Source organism: Paenibacillus xylanilyticus, assembly GCF_047246825.1.
GTDB classification, from domain to species: Bacteria; Bacillota; Bacilli; order Paenibacillales; family Paenibacillaceae; genus Paenibacillus; species Paenibacillus xylanilyticus_B.
In genome coordinates, this window is the sequence record NZ_JBFOLB010000001.1 from 788,620 (window position 1) to 805,134 (window position 16,515).

Here is a 16,515-nt window from a genome sequence, read left to right on the forward strand (position 1 = left end):
TTCGTAAGTATTACGATGTGGAAAAGGCAAAAAATTTTTACCTTGTTTCCCGGTGAATGGTCATTTTCTTCAAACGCGGTGAGTATTTTTTCAACTCAATCCGTTCAGGGTGGTTACGCTTGTTCTTCGTTGTCGTATAGTTGCGGTCTCCGCATTCGGTGCAGGCTAAGGTTACAATCACTCTCATGGTAGTGCCTCCTTCGTTTTTTTAAATCGTAATAATTACTATTTAATGATACTAATCCATGTTTTTTCTTTTGTCAACTCCATGACGGGAAAGGATCTTTCAGTTCTCTCCAGTTCATGTGCATCTCTTCTTCGGTGAGGAGTGTTTCATCCAGCGTCCGTTCAATCTCTGCAAGGTCCATATCCACACCGATAAATACCAATTTGGTTACCCTGTCTCCCCACAGTTCATCCCAATCCGGAATTGGGGGTAATGTGTCTCCAAAATGCATTTGTCGCTCCTCCTCACTCATTGCACCAACCCACAACCCTGCAGGGCCCAACTGCTTGGACGTTCCTGCGTGACTGAACGAAATCGCCAGGTTGTTGCGTGTCGCCAGCCACATCAGACCTTTGGATCTTACAATACTCTCCGGCCATTTGCCTATCCAACGCAATAATCGTTCCGGATGGAACGGGCGTTTACGGTGATATACAAACGAGTGAATGCCATATTCTTCTGTCTCGGGGGTATGCTCTTCTTTCATTAATTCGCGGATCCAGCCCGCCGATTGGCTTGCTTTCTCAAAATCAAACCGGCCTGTGTTCAATATTTCCTTCGGGTCAATCTGTCCATGCGTAGTTTGGATGAGTCTGGCTTGCGGCTGCATGGCACGCAGTGCCTTTTCCAACTTCGACAATTCATCCTCCGAGACGAGATCACACTTGTTCAGAATCAGCACATCGCAGAATTCTACCTGATCGGTCAGCAGATGCACGATTCCCCGAATATCGCCCTCTCCCGCTTCTTGTCCCCTGTCCTTCAATGTTTCCTTGGAATAAAAGTCCCGCCAGAACTGAGCAGCATCTACAACCGTCACCATGGTATCAAGACGGGTAAACTTCGTTAAATCAATCCCTAGCTCTTCATCAATATATGTAAACGTCTGGGCAACAGGAACAGGCTCTCCTATCCCCGTTGATTCAATCAAGATATAGTCAAATGAACCGTCTAGAGCAAGTCGTTCCACTTCTTTCAGCAGATCCTCCCGTAATGTGCAGCAGATGCAACCATTAGACATCTCTACCAGCTTCTCATCAATGCGTGACAGCCCACCGCCATCCCGAATCAATCCGGCATCGATGTTCACTTCACTCAGATCGTTTACAATAACTGCGACTCTCATGCCCTCCCGATTATGGAGCACATGATTTAATAGGGTTGTTTTGCCTGCCCCCAAATATCCGCTTAATACGGTCACCGGTATTTGGCGCTTGGCCTGATTTTCCGACATTTCCCTTCCTCCACTCTAGCGATCTCGTTTAATTTAACCAAGGAAACTTCAACATACTATATTGATTGGCGTTAATCGTAACTATTACGATTAATGACCCTAACTATACATGACCGTTCTTTCGTTTGTCAACTTTCTGGTAAAGAGAATCATTAAATCGTAACAATTATGATTAAAATAGCAAAGCCCGTGTATGTTGCTGAATGTACAGGCATATAGTTAATTAAAAGTCCGGTTGTGGAGGTCTGCCTAATGAAGCTTGCGGCCAATCTGAAGCTCTTGTCATTCCTGATCCCCTGTGCCTTTCTTGTTCCCGTGCTGATTACAATGGCTCCTGATCTCAAACAGGCATGGAACAGTGAAGCTTTGCAAAATATGAAAACAGTATTCATAGGCATTTTCCTTGAAGCAGCCCCATTTCTACTTATCGGTGTACTGCTTTCTTCGCTCATGCAATGGTTCGTATCCGAAGAGATCGTACGCAAACTCACACCAAAGCATCCCATTGGCGGTGTGCTGGTGGCTGGACTGCTCGGGATCATATTCCCCATCTGTGAATGCGGCATGATTCCAGTAGTACGGCGATTGATGCATAAAGGAATGCCAGCTTATATCGCGGTAACGTTTATTCTTAGTGGTCCTGTTGTTAATCCGATCGTGTTTACAGCGACTTTGCTTGCTTTTCCATCCCATCCCGAAATAACTATCGCTCGTATGGGACTTGCCTTTGCCGTCGCGGCTTCGATTGGGGGGCTGGTCTATTTATTCGTTCGAAAGAATCCTCTGCGTAAGCAAAAGGTTGCCGTGACAGAGGTCAAGACTCATCCTGGATTCAAAATGGCCCAACCCCATACTCACGCTGAAGGGCATAATCATAACCATACCCATGAGAAAAACTGGCGCAGCTTCTTCATTCATGCCGGAGATGAATTTGTAGATATGAGCAAGTACCTGGTCATTGGTGCACTGATTACAGCTTGCATTCAGACGTTTATCAGCCGCAGTGATCTGATTGCACTAGGGAACGGCCCCGTGGCCTCCTATGTATTTATGATGGGATTTGCATATGTATTATCTCTGTGCTCGACCTCTGATGCCTTTGTGGCATCTGCGTTCTCTCATACTTTTGCGCTGGGACCGCTGATATCATTTCTTGTTCTCGGACCCATGCTTGATTTTAAGAGCACACTCATGTTGCTTTCCACCTTCCGCACAAGGTTTGTCATTGGGTTAAGCATGGCCATTATTGTTCTCGTCTTCGCCGGATCGTGGTTGATTAACCTTCTGGTATAGGATAAAAAAACAGACTACATTTCGTATTCATACATCATGAAGCAAGTGAAAATTAAATTCTGCAGCATATGTTCACTTCAATAATGATAAGAGGTGATTAGATGACTCATCCTGTATCCTTTCACATCCATACTCACAGTCACAGAAGGCATGCCGTTCAATGGCACTCATTGATTCGTGCCGTCTGGATTGGCGGTCTGGCCATATACATCTTTCATTTAAACGCAAATGATTCTCTTCACTATTATCTGGCACCAACCATGCAGCGATTGTTATTATGCTGTCCTATACCATTCTTGTTTATCGCGGCCGTTATGGCTTGGCATGGTCTCTTCGGTCACGGCCAAGTTGATTGCGATTGCGAGCATCCTCCTCCGTCCGGATGGCTTCGCAGTTCGATGACCTACGGTCTGATTATGTTTCCCTTGCTGCTCGGTTTTTTGCTGCCCGATCAGGCACTCGGCAGTTCCATGGCTAGTCAGAAAGGCATGTCGCTGTCTTATGCCCCGCCCGAAATTCGGCGTAAAGAGCCTGCCCCCGAAGATACGGTCAAGCTGGATATTCAAGATTTCGCCCAAAATCAAACGTCTGCTGCATCCGGGTCAGTCAGTAAAGTCCAATTCATTCCTCCCGATGAATACAGCCGTGAATTTGCTGAGTTGGCCGAGAAATTGTATGCCGAATCGGTCATCAAAGTATATCCAGAAATATTTTCCGAAACGCTTGGGACCATCGACATGTTTCAGCGTCAATTCGCTGGCAAGGAGATCTCCCTCACTGGGTTTGTTTATCGTGATCAGAGCATGAATCACGAATCACACTTTGCGCTCGGTCGTTTCCTTGTCATGTGTTGTCCTGCAGATGCGGCGCCCTTTGGTGTCATGATTCACATCCCCGAAGCTGACACATTTCCAACCGACAGCTGGGTACAAATTGACGGAAGCATCGGTTCCGCTCAGGTAAATGGCAAGGATACAATTGAGATTCGGGCAACGAAAGTTACCCCCGTATCCGAGCCATCCACCCCTTATATATACACCAATGCGGATTCCGTTATGGCTTATGAGAAGTTACAGGACAATTGAGGGGACGGATAAGTCCGGTTTCCGTTCTAAAAAACGAAAAACCCGAAGCATGAATTCATGGCTTCGGGTTTTGCAATTCGGTTCCAAGAGTAGATGGTACCTTGGGTGACCTGATTTCTTATTCCGTTACGATATCATGAACGAGTACCGGAGCGTCGGCATGATCTGCAATCGTAATATTTTCTTTGATCTTAGCGATCACGTCTGCCACATCCTCACGATTGGCATGGATCGTTACCAGTGACTCGCCAGCTTTGACGGGGTCGCCTACTTTTTTGTTAAGCATCAAGCCTACGGCAAGATCAATCTCCGATTCTTTTGTTGCACGTCCTGCGCCAAGCAGCATCGCAGCAGTTCCGATTTCGTCAGCTACGATTCCAGCAACATATCCATCCTGATCAGCCGGGACTTCAACCAGATATTTCGCCTGTGGCAAACGATCCGGATGATCTACAACAGATGCATCGCCGCCCTGGTTGGCCAGGAAATGCTTGAATTTCTCCAGTGCCTTCCCGTTCTGGATCACTTCTTTCAATTTCTCCTCCGCTTGTTCAAGGGAGTCTGCTTTCCCAGCGAGGAATACCATTTGACGTCCAAGAGCCAGACACAGTTCTTCCAGATCTTTTGGTCCTTTGCCTTGCAGCGTCAGAATCGCTTCTTTAACTTCGAGGGCGTTACCGATTGCCAATCCGAGTGGTTGAGACATGTCGGAGATAACCGCCATCGTTTTGCGTCCAACATTGTTACCGATGCTTACCATAGCATGTGCCAGTTCTTTTGCATCTTCGGTTGTTTTCATGAAGGCACCAGCACCTGTTTTCACGTCCAGTACGATGGCGTCTGCACCCGCTGCAATTTTCTTGCTCATGATGGAGCTGGCGATCAGTGGAATGGAGTTGACCGTTGCTGTAACGTCACGGAGTGCATAGAGCTTTTTGTCAGCAGGCGTAAGATTTCCGCTTTGACCAATAACCGCTACCTTGTGTTCGTTAACGAGCCTGATAAACTCTTCCTTCTCCAGCTCTACGTGGAAACCGGCAACGGATTCCAGTTTGTCTGTCGTTCCGCCAGTATGGCCCAGACCGCGTCCGGACATTTTGGCTACGGGAACATCCAGGGCAGCAACAAGCGGTGCCAAAACCAATGTTGTTGTATCGCCTACGCCCCCCGTGGAGTGCTTGTCTACTTTGATGCCTTCAATGGCGGACAAATCAATCGTTTCACCCGAATTCACCATGGACATTGTCAGATCGGCGCGTTCCTTGTCGGTCATATCCTTGAAGAATACTGCCATCGCCCAAGCGCTGACTTGATAATCCGGAATATCACCTTGTGTATATCCTTGAACAACAAAATCAATCTCGGCTGTTGTCAGTTCTTTTCCGTCGCGTTTTTTGGCAATAATGTCTACCATTCTCATGATGATCTCTCCTTTGTTGTGGTGGGTATTTACACGGTCACTCCGATGGCAGAACAACCTTCCGACCGCTGTTATCCCCAGATTTTTCGATTCCTTTTTTATAAGGGGAAAATCCGGTGATAAAGGCGGACGCTTCACTTCTTCAGGTTTCTTCTGCCCTCTCCGTTATCGTGTAATTATGTTTATTGATGTGGTGAAAACCTTGAGATAGAGTCGAGGCGTTTCGCTTCTTCAAAATTGATCCGTTTCCTTCACTACGTGCTAATAACAAAGTTTCAATTCAAATCAATGGATATTAGCGTAATTTACAGGGTGATTGCTGTCTCAAGTGCTACGACCATCATGTCGTTGAACGTTTTTTGACGTTCTTCGGCAGAGGTTTCTTCGCCTGTCAACAAGTGGTCGCTCACAGTCAGGATCGTCAATGCATTGACGCCAAACTTGGCAGCAATGGTGTAAAGGGCTGTCGTTTCCATCTCAACGCCCAATACGCCGTGCTGCATCAATTTTTCTGTAACAGAACGGTCATCGCGATAGAATGAATCGGAGCTAAATACGTTACCGACATGGATCTTCAGACCTTTTGCTGTTGCGCGATCATATGCTTCTTTCAACAGGGAGAACGTTGCGATTGGAGAGAAGTCATATCCGCCAAATACTAGCTTGTTCATGCTGGAATCCGTACAGGAAGCTTGTGCCAAAATGACGTCACGAACACGTACATTCTCCTGCATACCTCCGCATGTTCCCACACGAATGAGGTTTTTGACGCCATATTCGCTGATCAATTCGTTGGCATAGATGGCGAATGATGGGATCCCCATGCCTGAACCTTGCACTGAAATACGGTGTCCTTGATATGTACCGGTGAAACCGAGCATTCCGCGAACTTCATTGTAACAAACCACATCTTCAAGATACGTATCTGCAATAAACTTTGCACGCAGCGGGTCTCCTGGCAACAGGATCGTTTCTGCGATATCTCCGGGTTTGGCTCCGATATGTGTACTCATGGTTAAATCTCCTCCAGTTTATCCATTGGTTTAGTGATGGTCAGGAACCACCGAAGCCGCCGCAGCTGCTCCAAGATTACCTGACCATTCTTCATTAATTTAATCTAACGACTTTAATACTTCCGTCAACTGCAGAAATTTATTTCAAATCATTCAGGAAGCTTGTACCATATTCCGGCAGTTTAACACCGAAGTTGTCAGCAACCGTTGCGCCAAGATCGGCAAATGTGCTGCGCAGTTCAAGCTGCTTGCCCTCGCTGAAGCGCGGGGAATACACAAGCAATGGCACATATTCACGTGTATGGTCCGTACCACGATACGTTGGGTCGTTACCATGGTCTGCTGTAATGATAAGCAGGTCATCGGTAGTCATTTTGTCAAAAATCTCAGGCAGACGCGCATCATAATCCTCCAGGGCTTGAGCATACCCTTGCGGATCACGGCGGTGACCAAACAATGCATCGAAGTCAACCAGGTTCAGGAAGCTGAGACCTGTGAATTCTTCATCCATCGTTTCGGACAACTTGTCCATACCGTCCATGTTGGACACCGTACGAACAGACTTGGTTACCCCTTCGCCGTCATAGATATCTGCGATTTTACCAAGGGCAATGACGTCGAATCCTCCGTCCTTAAGCTCATTCATAACTGTACGGCCAAATGGTTTGAGCGCATAGTCATGACGGTTTGCTGTACGTTTGAAATTCCCTACTTCGCCAACAAATGGACGTGCAATAATCCGGCCCAGCATGTAAGGATCGTCGAGTGTGATCTCCCGGCAGAATTCACAGATTTCGTACAGCTCTTTCAATGGAACCACATCTTCGTGTGCAGCAATCTGCAGAACGGAATCCGCAGAAGTATATATGATGAGGGCACCTGTTTTTACATGCTCTTCACCCAGCTCATCAATAATTTCCGTGCCACTGGCTGGCTTGTTCCCAATGACTTTACGGCCTGTCTTCTCTTCGATGCGCTGAATCAGCTCATCCGGGAAGCCATTCTCGAATACGCGGAAAGGCGTATCGATATACAGCCCCATGATCTCCCAGTGACCTGTCATGGTGTCTTTGCCGCGGGACGCTTCCTGCATTTTTGTATAATACGCTTTAGGTGCATCCGCGACAGGTATACCCTCGATTTCTTTAATGTTGGACAGTCCGAGACTTGCCATATTCGGCATGTTCAGACCTCCGCGTTCACGTGCAATGTGACCAAACGTATCCACATCGTAATCATCAAATTCTGCCGCATCCGGCGCTTCACCGATACCTACAGAATCCATGACGATCAGATGTACTCTTTTAAATGTTGACATAACTTACGCACTCCTTCCAATAATCCGGCTTACAAGAACAGTCCGGCGATGATCGCAGACAGCACGCTGACAAGCGATGCACCGTAAAGCAGCTTCAGACCGAAGCGGGCCACCACATTGCCCTGTTTTTCATGAAGTCCCTTCACCGCACCGGCAATGATACCGATGGAGGAGAAGTTGGCGAACGATACGAGGAAGACCGACACGATGCCTGTCGTACGGGCAGACAGTGCGGTTTGTTTGGTCAGATCCAGCATGGCGACAAATTCGTTCGACACCATTTTGGTTGCCATAATACTTCCCGCCTGAATCGCTTCCTTCCAGGGAACGCCCATAATAAACGCAAAGGGTGCAAACACATAACCAAGCAGTTCCTGGAACGAGATGCCGAGAACAGCACTGAATATGCCGTTAGTGAGCGCAATCAAGGCAACGAATCCGATGAGCATTGCTGCAACAACGATTGCCACTTTGAATCCGTCCAGAATGTACTCGCCGAGCATCTCGAAGAACGATTGTTTCTCCTCTTCCTGCACTTCCAATATATCTTCTTCCTCGGTTACCTTATACGGATTCACGATGGAAGCGATGATAAAACCGCCAAACAGGTTCAGCACAAGCGCTGTAACCACATATTTCGGATCGATCATGGACATATAGGCACCGACGATCGACATCGATACCGTGGACATGGCCGAGGCACACAACGTGTACAACCGATGCTTTGGCAGCAAACCGATTTGTTTTTTCACGGATATGAACACTTCAGATTGCCCCAGAATGGCGGAAGCAACCGCGTTATATGATTCCAGTTTGCCCATTCCGTTGATTTTGCTTAATACCAGACCAATATATTTTATAACAAAAGGTAAGATTCGGATATACTGCAATATACCAATCAGGGCAGAGATAACGACAATCGGCATCAGCACGTTCAGGAAAAACGGAACTCCCCCGCTCGCATCTTCAATGGTAGTCAGACCGCCAAATACAAATGAAATCCCTTCATTCGCATAAGCCAGCAAACTTTCAAAAACGGTGGAGAACCCACCGATCAAAAACGTACCGATTTCGGTGTTTAACAAAGCATAAGCCAGGATAACCTGCAAAACAATCATGACGGCCAGCGGCCGATAACGAATATTCTTTTTACCGTTGCTTGCGATATAAGCCAGTCCAAACACAACGAGTAAACCCAGGATGGCAATCAAAAATTTCATTGTATCTCTCCTTTGAAGGTAGTTAAGCCAGATGTTCGTTTCAACTCAAAGGCTCATTACGGTAAGATTAAACTTTCAGAAAGTTTATGAAGCGCTTACAAATAGTTCATTGGATAAGGGTCAGGACCTGCTCCCCATAGCCGGAAAAAACCGGATTCTGGAGAACAGATCATTAACCTTTAGAATTAATAAGAAGATGTGGACTGTCCACCCTGCATGATCTTCACGCCTGAGCTTGCTCCAATTCGAGTTGCTCCTGCTTCAATCATTTTTTGCATGTCTTCCAGGCTGCGTACCCCACCCGATGCTTTTACGCCCATGTCTGGTCCGACTGTGCGACGCATCAGTGCGATATCTTCCGGCGTTGCTCCGCCTGTGGAGAATCCCGTTGACGTTTTGACAAAATCAGCACCAGCTTTCACGGCTGCCTGACATGCGCGTACTTTTTCGTCATCCGTAAGCAGACAAGTTTCGATAATGACTTTCACCAAAGCTTTGCCTGCAGCGGCTTGAACAACAGCACGAATGTCTTGCTCAACGTAATCGTCTCTGCCATCTTTCAGCGCGCTGATGTTGATGACCATGTCTACTTCCGTTGCACCTTTGGCAATAGCATCTGTCGTTTCGAACGCTTTGGTTTCAGAAGTCGAAGCTCCAAGAGGAAAACCGATAACCGTACAAATATCCACGCCACTGCCTTGAAGCTGCCCTGCTGCATAAGAAACCCAACCCGGATTCACACATACAGAAGCAAATTGGTACTGTTTCGCTTCTTCCGTCAGTTTGTCCATTTCACTTTGCGTAGCATCCGCACGAAGCAAGGTATGATCGATCATTTTGGCTAATTGAGCTGAAGTCAATTGAATCTCTCCCTTATCTGAACTGATTATTTATAGCCTTACACTAACATGAACATATGTAAAAATCAATATGAACTTTTGTTCATTCACTTAAGTGAGCGAAACAACGATTATAGCTTCTGCCTAAAAAAGCAAAACATCCGCCGAATTTCCGTGGCAGATGTTGTCATCATATTGAACTAGAATCGGAGCAAAGCCTGTGCTGTATACTGGTCTGTTACCAAAATGTTAGCATAATGTCCTTTGAGCGCAGCATGAATGGCTTCAATTTTACGTTGCCCTCCGGCAACAAGGATTGATTTTTCCTTATTCCGTAATTCGGCCAGGTCAATCCCTACGGTCCTGCTGTTGATTTCTTCACTGATTAATTGTCCTTCCGCATCAAAAAATCTTGAGCAAATATCGCCTGCACCCGAACTCATCAGCAGTCGCTGTTCTTCTTCATTAAAGTATCCCAGCTTGAACAGGAGTGCATCTTCCTTTACGGTACCCACGGTAAACATGGCAATATTCGCCTGTCTGCCGAGTTCCACGATTCGTCCGATGTGGCGGTCGGCTTCCACCATTTTTTTGACTTCAATATTGTCGAAAATCACGGGCAAAGGCAGGTATCGCGGGACGGTATGATACGCTTCTGCAAACAGATGTACGATCTCTGCCGCATACGTGTTCACGTGTGAATGGCTTACGCCACCCTTTAGCTGCACCACTTCAACACCTTTAACCTGCTTGGCCCGAAGCTGTTTGGCTACAGCGTACATCGTCGTTCCCCAGGTCACACCAATAATGTCTGCATCCTGAACAGTATCCTGCAGATAGTCAGCTGCTCTTTTGCTAATATGTTTCTGTATTTCATCATCACTCTTCAGTGGAGCAAAACAGACGAGTGCGGTATCCAGATCATATTTGGCTTTGAGCTCTCCGGCAATGATATCAATGTCCTCCAGCGGGTCCATAATTTCAATGCGCACATACCCACGATCCTTCGCATACTGGAGCAACCGGGATACGGTTGGACGAGACACGCCCAGCCTAACGGCAATATCCTGCTGGCTGTAATCCGACTGATAGTACAATTTGGCTGCTTCAATGCTTAAACGTTGTTTCTCCAGATCCATTCCCATTTGCGCTCATCTCACTCATCCATGGTATCGTTAGAAATCTTCTCTCACATTGCTCACTCTCATTAATTACGCTGCTAGTCCTGTTCATTATACATCATTAAGTACCAGGTCACTATTCCTCTCTGAAGCTTGTTTTTAGGCAAGATACCCGAATCAAGGAATAAAAAGAGAGCCATGATGCATACTACTGCGGTCGCTTTATCGTTTAGGAAATCATATTTCACCAAAATACATTACTGAGAGGACGAATTGCATGCCTACCCTATTGTATATTACTGCCCATCCCCACGATCATGAGACCTCCTTCAGTATGGCTACAGGTCAAGCATTCATAGAAGCATACCAGGAGAGCCATCCTGCGGATGAAATTGTACATCTCGATCTGTACCGATCCAACATCCCGCATATTGATGCAGATGTATTCAGTGGTTGGGGAAAACTCCAATCGGGCAGCGAGCTGACAGCGGAAGAGCAATCGAAAGTTAGCCGTCTGAACGAGCTATCGGATCAATTTGCTTCAGCAGACAAATACGTTTTTGTTACACCCATGTGGAATTTCTCGTTCCCTCCAATCATGAAGGCTTATATTGACTCCATCTGCGTGGCTGGAAAAACGTTCCGTTACACGGAGCAAGGCCCTATCGGGCTGTTGTCCAATAAAAAAGCGCTGCATATTCAGGCCCGCGGCGGCATTTATTCCGAAGGACCTGCGGCACAAACCGAATCCGGACATCGCTATCTGAGCGTCATCATGTCCTTCCTCGGTGTTCCCAAACTGGAAGGGATTTTTGTGGAAGGTCACAACCAGTTCAAGGAACGGGCCGTGCAGATTAAACAGGATGCAATTGAACAGGCTCGTAAGGTAGCGAAGCAGTTTTAAGCCTCTATGTAAACAGTAAAGCCCGCTTGAAACCCTTTCAGTACATGGGTTGGCAAGCGGGCCTCTATATGATGACGATGTTATCCCTTACTGTTGACCAGCACGGGCACGACTTATGGTTTCTAGTTTTCGGGTTATGGCATTACGGTCTACTTTCAGACCCCAGATCATTTCAATAATGTGTTCTTTCTCTTCTGGAGAATCCGCATGCTTGAGCTGCATTAACAGATCATGCATCTGTTCGTTAATGCCTTCAAACTGGTTCCAGAGATCCTGTCTTATTTCTTGGGAATCCAGATGACGATTAGCATCCACTTCTTCTTTTAGAGCTTGCAGAATGGAATTTTTCCATTCATCATCGCCTAACCGTGTCGCTATGTTCAGGAGATCCAGATAATCGTCAACAAGAAGTGAGTTCAATTCAGCGTGTGTTTTCATCGTTTATTGCATCCCCTTTTCGTCGTTTACCAAGTATTATACTCGGTATTTCAGGATATGCAATAGTTGTCGGAAAAAGTTGCAGTATCTAGTGGTTCATGTCATGTTTTGACGAAAGCGGTTGCTGCGAACCTCAGGACTTGAGTTGCTGTAACAGCTGCACACGATAAGCTTCACTTTCAAGCGACTGGATCTCCTTGTATTGTTCAGCCGTAAGTACTTTCGGTTCGCCCGCTGCCTTTGCAATCATATACACTTTCGCACTTTCTTCCACAACTTGGGTCCGGTAGTAGGCTTCCCGCAAATTTTTTCCTGTAGTCACCAGCCCGTGATTCACGAGAATAAGCGCTGAATGAGCCTCTACCTTAGCTGCCACTGCATCGGCAAGCAGTTTGGTTGTGGGAAGAACATACGGAATAAATCCGATATCGCCTACAAGTGCAGACTGATCCGGGAAAAGGTGCGGCAACTCATCGAACACGAGGCTAAGTGCAATGGTGTATGCAGGGTGAGTGTGAACAATCGCCTGGATGTCAGGGTTTACGCGATAGCTGTACAGATGCATCAATACTTCAGAAGAAGGACGTGTCGATCCGGCACGTGGCTCACCTGTCGCGATATCAACGGCAATCCATTCGTCCGGATCAATATCCTCAAGTGCATAGCCACTCGGAGAGAGCAGCATCGTACCCTCTGAACGAGCACTCAAATTCCCTCCCGGACCTACCACCAGACCTTGCGCAACCGATTTGCGCGCATATTTACTCAGCTCTTCTCTTACCTGCTGTTCAGTCATGTTCTTCCCCACTCCTTCATGTTCTTTTTAGTTGGACCCTTTCGCTAACTGTTGATTCAGACTTTGATAGATCTCATAGGCTTCCTGCCATGATGCCCTATCCTCAGGCTCATACGTGTCCAGTGAGAAAGAAGCGGCTACAATGCCTCTGACCTCGGACGAACTGCTCACTTCGCCATGCGCTACCAATTGCAGCATACAATTCCCTGCTGAAGTTGCCTCCACTGGACCCGCCACTACAGGGATTCCGGTTGCGTTGGCCGTAAACTGGCATAGTAGACGGTTTTGCACACCACCACCGACCATATGAATGACATGCGGTCTGCTCCCGGTGACAAGCTCCAGTTCATCCAGAGTCTGTCTGAATTCCAGCGCCAGACTTTCCAGAATACAGCGTACAATTGCCCCAATAGAGTCCGGAATGGTTTGCCCGCTGCTTCTGCACTGTCGACGTATTCGCTCAGGCATATCTCCTGGTGGTAAATATACTGTATCTCCCGGAAGTACAAAGCATTGGTGTGCTGAAACCGAGTTGGCCAACTGAACCAGCTCTTGATGAGTGAATGCTTTGTTTTCGCGTTCCCATTGCCTTTTGCACTCCTGCAAAAGCCAGAGACCGGATCGATTTTTTAATGTTCGCACCTTGCCGCTGACCGTTCCTTCATTCGTGAATCCAAGTTTGCGGCTTTGTTCATCGAGAATGGGGGTATCGCGTTCCACCCCCATTAATGACCACGTACCGCAGCTGATAAAAGCAAAATTAGGATCTGATGCAGGAATGGCTGCGAGTGCAGATGCAGTATCATGTGAGCCAACCGATATGACTTGCATCGGTCCGGTCCGCAGCTCCTCGCATAGATCATCTGTCAGCTGTCCCAACACCGTTCCTGTCTGTACCAGAGGTGGAAATAATGTTTCAGGCACACCAAGACGGCCAAGCAATGATTCATTCCACCGGGCCTCACCTGCATGCAGTAAACCACTTGTGCTGGCAATTGTATATTCACAAGCCTGCTGGCCTGAGAGGTAGAAGTGAAACAAGTCTGGCATGAATAACATCCGCATATCCGGTCGTAAACCTTCGGCGTTTTCCCGCAAACTTCCGATCAGTTGAAATACCGTATTAATTTGCTGTGGCAAAACGCCGGACATGGTGTATAGCTCCGCTTCATTGACAATACGCAGAGTCTCTTCCATCCATTTTGAATTTCGCGGTTCCCGGTAATGACGAGGATTCGAGCACAACCTTCCTGCGCCATCCAACAGGCCATAATCAACACCCCAGGTATCCACAGCGATCGATCGTACCGGTTGAGTCAACTCTTGGGTACCCTTTACAATACCTTGTTTAAGTTCATGGAACAGTCTTAGAAAGTCCCAATATAAACCGTCTCGGAGCTGCACGGGGTCATTGCTGAATCGATGCACTTCCTGTAACGAGATCTTATTTCCATCAAAACTACCTCTAACCATCCGACCGCTTCCAGCACCATAGTCAGCAGCAAGTACATGTGTTGCCTGAGTTCCCATCTCTCATGCCTCCTTCTTTTGAAGAACGCCACGTTCAGATCAGGCTGAACATGGCGTCTGACATGCTGGCTTATCGGTATAAAGGTCCAAACACGCTGCATGCGCGATAATCAGCACTTTCCGGTTCACTTGTTCCAAATAATCCCCAGGCTCGCGGACGGAATATCTCGGATTCAGGGACATTGTGCATACTCACCGGAATCCGCAGGATCGAAGCCAGTGTCAGGAGATCGGAACCGATGTGTCCATAGGAGATGGAGCCGTGGTTCGCGCCCCATTGATTCATCACTTCATAAACAGAGGTAAAGGCTCCTGCTCCGGTCAAAATCGGGGCAAACCAGGTTGATGGCCACGTCGGATCCGTCCGCTGGTCCAGCGTATCATGCACTTCTTCAGGCAAATCCACGGTGTATCCCTGCGCGAGCTGCAGTACAGGGCCGAGACCTTTGACCAGATTCAGCCGAGTCATCGTTACAGGCATGCCGCCTTTGGTCAGGAAATCAGCGGAATATCCGCCGCCTCTGAAATATTCGACCGAGGCCGGTCTCCACGATGTCGCTTGCAGACAGTTCTGCACTTCTTCGTCTGAAATTTCCCAGAACGGCTTAAGGACCGGCTCGCCATCTTTTGACTGCTGTCCAGTTCCGTCTAATGCCGCAGATCCCGAATTGATCAGATGCAGAATACCATCCTTCGCTTTTCCTTCCAATTGGTGTCCTGTAACCCGTGCAACCGAATCCGGGCTCCAGTAGGTCCGTACATCCGCAAAAATCTGCGCCGTATGGGTGAGCAGCGAGCCGAATAACATCGACACCCCGTTCAGACTGTCATTTTCTGTGGCAACCAGATAAGGTGAACGTTTACCGTTCCAGTCAAAGGATGAATTCAGGATCGATTCAAGGAAATCGCCATTAGGTGAGTGATCCGTCCATTGCCGCTGTCCCTGGAAGCCGGATACGATTGCATGGTGACCCATCGATTCCTCTGTGAAACCAAGCTCTGCCAATTTTGGATTGCCGGCCATGAGGTCACGTACGATTTGAGTCATTTTTACAACGGTTTCCCACTCATATTCTTTGCGCTTGCGGTCGGTCTGGAGGTGAGACGGATTATTATCCGGTCCCTCACTACAATTCTCTTTTACCCATGCCAGCGCCAGCTTGTATTCTTCGGGATCATAAATTTCTTCCTCAATCCGCCGGGTCAACTCGCTCATGTCCACATATTCGTTCCGCATGCCGAGATATTCCTGAAAAAACGAATCATTCACAATGGAGCCGGCAATCCCCATGGATACCGAACCAATAGACAGATAAGCGCGTCCCTTCATTGTAGCGGCTGCAAGCCCGGCTCGGCTGAAACGAAGCAATTTCTCACGTACATCTTCAGGAATAGTCGTGTCCCCACCATCCTGAACATCCTCCCCGTAGATACCAAAGGCCGGAATCCCCTTCTGGGCATGGGCAGAGAGTACAGCTGCCAGATAAACCGCACCTGGTCGTTCCGTACCGTTGAAGCCCCAGATGGCTGTAGGAATCGATGGCGACATATCCATTGTTTCCGTTCCATAACACCAGCAAGGCGTGACGGTGATCGTGACACCAACATTGGAACGGTTAAACAGCTCTGCTGCCGCTGCGGCTTCAGCTACCCCGCCAATACAGGACTCGGCAACCACACATTCGACCGGAGAACCATCGGGATAACGGAGCTCTGCAGAGAGCAGCTCTGCAACCGATGTCGCCATGCGCATCGTCTGGTCCTCCAAAGATTCCCGGACTCCCTTGCGTCTGCCATCAATGGTGGGGCGAATACCAATCTTGGGAAATGCCTGTTTATAACGGTAATCCTGATGTGTCATACTAAACGTCCTCCTCAAATTTTTTCTGGATTGGTACGAATTGATTACACGTTGTCTTGTCAGGATGCAGTTAAAGCGGTCAGACCACGGCTTCAGTAGGCCCGATACCCATTGGTGCGCCAGCCCGAAGCAAGAGATATAGATTTTAATGAATGCGTTTACATAATGCAATTTAACAAAATCCACTCTATTTATCGATTTCAATATGTAGTTCCCA

At 47.6% G+C, this 16,515-nt stretch carries 15 protein-coding genes; 3 read left to right on the forward strand and 12 right to left on the reverse strand.

Going from position 1 to position 16,515, the window contains the following annotated elements; genetic code table 11:
* Positions 1–37: 37 nt before the first annotated feature.
* Positions 38–187 carry a 50S ribosomal protein L33 gene (rpmG, locus tag AB3N00_RS03265; RefSeq protein WP_024631975.1) on the reverse strand — a complete coding sequence of 50 codons (150 nt, stop codon included), beginning with the start codon at positions 185–187 and terminating at the stop codon, positions 38–40.
* A 73-nt stretch (positions 188–260) separates the two neighbouring features.
* On the reverse strand, positions 261–1,460 hold the full coding sequence (locus AB3N00_RS03270; RefSeq protein WP_413033274.1) for a GTP-binding protein: 1,200 nt from the start codon (positions 1,458–1,460) through the stop codon (positions 261–263).
* 252 nt (positions 1,461–1,712) lie between these two features.
* Between AB3N00_RS03270 and AB3N00_RS03275 the strand changes: the two genes are divergently transcribed.
* Both AB3N00_RS03275 and AB3N00_RS03280 read left to right on the forward strand, forming a co-directional pair.
* The gene (locus tag AB3N00_RS03275; RefSeq protein ID WP_413033275.1) at positions 1,713–2,753 is read left to right on the forward strand and encodes a permease; all 1,041 of its coding nucleotides are present in this window, start codon (positions 1,713–1,715) and stop codon (positions 2,751–2,753) included.
* Positions 2,754–2,854: 101 nt separating this feature from the next.
* Entirely contained in the window at positions 2,855–3,838 is a 984-nt protein-coding gene (locus AB3N00_RS03280; protein ID WP_413033276.1) for a TIGR03943 family putative permease subunit, read from the forward strand.
* A gap of 118 nt (positions 3,839–3,956) precedes the next feature.
* Here AB3N00_RS03280 and AB3N00_RS03285 read toward each other — a convergent pair whose 3' ends face one another.
* The 6 genes from AB3N00_RS03285 to AB3N00_RS03310 form a co-directional block, all read right to left on the reverse strand.
* Complete coding sequence (locus tag AB3N00_RS03285; protein ID WP_413033277.1) at positions 3,957–5,258, reverse strand: pyrimidine-nucleoside phosphorylase; 1,302 nt, start codon at positions 5,256–5,258, stop codon at positions 3,957–3,959.
* Between the two features lie 305 nt (positions 5,259–5,563).
* Positions 5,564–6,271, reverse strand: a complete 708-nt coding sequence (gene deoD / locus AB3N00_RS03290; protein WP_413033278.1) for a purine-nucleoside phosphorylase — start codon at positions 6,269–6,271, stop codon at positions 5,564–5,566.
* A gap of 139 nt (positions 6,272–6,410) precedes the next feature.
* Positions 6,411–7,589, reverse strand: coding sequence for a phosphopentomutase (deoB, locus tag AB3N00_RS03295; RefSeq protein ID WP_413033279.1), 1,179 nt, complete (start codon positions 7,587–7,589; stop codon positions 6,411–6,413).
* Positions 7,590–7,618: 29 nt separating this feature from the next.
* Positions 7,619–8,809, reverse strand: coding sequence for a NupC/NupG family nucleoside CNT transporter (locus AB3N00_RS03300; RefSeq protein WP_413033280.1), 1,191 nt, complete (start codon positions 8,807–8,809; stop codon positions 7,619–7,621).
* A gap of 185 nt (positions 8,810–8,994) precedes the next feature.
* On the reverse strand, positions 8,995–9,645 hold the full coding sequence (gene deoC, locus AB3N00_RS03305; protein WP_413035179.1) for a deoxyribose-phosphate aldolase: 651 nt from the start codon (positions 9,643–9,645) through the stop codon (positions 8,995–8,997).
* A gap of 203 nt (positions 9,646–9,848) precedes the next feature.
* Positions 9,849–10,787: a sugar-binding transcriptional regulator gene (locus AB3N00_RS03310; protein ID WP_413033281.1), complete on the reverse strand. Its 939-nt coding sequence runs from the start codon at positions 10,785–10,787 to the stop codon at positions 9,849–9,851.
* Positions 10,788–11,046: 259 nt separating this feature from the next.
* Between AB3N00_RS03310 and AB3N00_RS03315 the strand changes: the two genes are divergently transcribed.
* Positions 11,047–11,673: an FMN-dependent NADH-azoreductase gene (locus AB3N00_RS03315; protein ID WP_413033282.1), complete on the forward strand. Its 627-nt coding sequence runs from the start codon at positions 11,047–11,049 to the stop codon at positions 11,671–11,673.
* 87 nt (positions 11,674–11,760) lie between these two features.
* Here the strand turns inward: AB3N00_RS03315 and AB3N00_RS03320 are convergent, their stop codons facing one another.
* From AB3N00_RS03320 to AB3N00_RS03335, 4 genes are all read right to left on the reverse strand, one after another.
* On the reverse strand, positions 11,761–12,111 hold the full coding sequence (locus AB3N00_RS03320) for a hypothetical protein (RefSeq protein WP_413033283.1): 351 nt from the start codon (positions 12,109–12,111) through the stop codon (positions 11,761–11,763).
* A gap of 133 nt (positions 12,112–12,244) precedes the next feature.
* Positions 12,245–12,907, reverse strand: a complete 663-nt coding sequence (locus AB3N00_RS03325) for a class II aldolase/adducin family protein (protein WP_413033284.1) — start codon at positions 12,905–12,907, stop codon at positions 12,245–12,247.
* A gap of 27 nt (positions 12,908–12,934) precedes the next feature.
* Positions 12,935–14,437 carry a rhamnulokinase gene (locus AB3N00_RS03330; protein WP_413033285.1) on the reverse strand — a complete coding sequence of 501 codons (1,503 nt, stop codon included), beginning with the start codon at positions 14,435–14,437 and terminating at the stop codon, positions 12,935–12,937.
* A 70-nt stretch (positions 14,438–14,507) separates the two neighbouring features.
* On the reverse strand, positions 14,508–16,298 hold the full coding sequence (locus tag AB3N00_RS03335) for an L-fucose isomerase (protein WP_413033286.1): 1,791 nt from the start codon (positions 16,296–16,298) through the stop codon (positions 14,508–14,510).
* Positions 16,299–16,515: the final 217 nt, after the last annotated feature.

Coding starts and splice junctions, on each gene's coding strand:
- AB3N00_RS03335 (WP_413033286.1), bottom strand. CDS start 16,298: ATGACACATCAGGATTACCGTTATAAACAGGCATTTCCCAAGATTGGT.
- AB3N00_RS03320 (WP_413033283.1), bottom strand. CDS start 12,111: ATGAAAACACACGCTGAATTGAACTCACTTCTTGTTGACGATTATCTG.
- AB3N00_RS03285 (WP_413033277.1), bottom strand. CDS start 5,258: ATGAGAATGGTAGACATTATTGCCAAAAAACGCGACGGAAAAGAACTG.
- deoC (WP_413035179.1), bottom strand. CDS start 9,645: ATGATCGATCATACCTTGCTTCGTGCGGATGCTACGCAAAGTGAAATG.
- AB3N00_RS03275 (WP_413033275.1), top strand. CDS start 1,713: ATGAAGCTTGCGGCCAATCTGAAGCTCTTGTCATTCCTGATCCCCTGT.
- deoB (WP_413033279.1), bottom strand. CDS start 7,589: ATGTCAACATTTAAAAGAGTACATCTGATCGTCATGGATTCTGTAGGT.
- AB3N00_RS03325 (WP_413033284.1), bottom strand. CDS start 12,907: ATGACTGAACAGCAGGTAAGAGAAGAGCTGAGTAAATATGCGCGCAAA.
- AB3N00_RS03270 (WP_413033274.1), bottom strand. CDS start 1,460: ATGTCGGAAAATCAGGCCAAGCGCCAAATACCGGTGACCGTATTAAGC.
- AB3N00_RS03280 (WP_413033276.1), top strand. CDS start 2,855: ATGACTCATCCTGTATCCTTTCACATCCATACTCACAGTCACAGAAGG.
- deoD (WP_413033278.1), bottom strand. CDS start 6,271: ATGAGTACACATATCGGAGCCAAACCCGGAGATATCGCAGAAACGATC.
- rpmG (WP_024631975.1), bottom strand. CDS start 187: ATGAGAGTGATTGTAACCTTAGCCTGCACCGAATGCGGAGACCGCAAC.
- AB3N00_RS03315 (WP_413033282.1), top strand. CDS start 11,047: ATGCCTACCCTATTGTATATTACTGCCCATCCCCACGATCATGAGACC.
- AB3N00_RS03310 (WP_413033281.1), bottom strand. CDS start 10,787: ATGGATCTGGAGAAACAACGTTTAAGCATTGAAGCAGCCAAATTGTAC.
- AB3N00_RS03300 (WP_413033280.1), bottom strand. CDS start 8,809: ATGAAATTTTTGATTGCCATCCTGGGTTTACTCGTTGTGTTTGGACTG.
- AB3N00_RS03330 (WP_413033285.1), bottom strand. CDS start 14,437: ATGGGAACTCAGGCAACACATGTACTTGCTGCTGACTATGGTGCTGGA.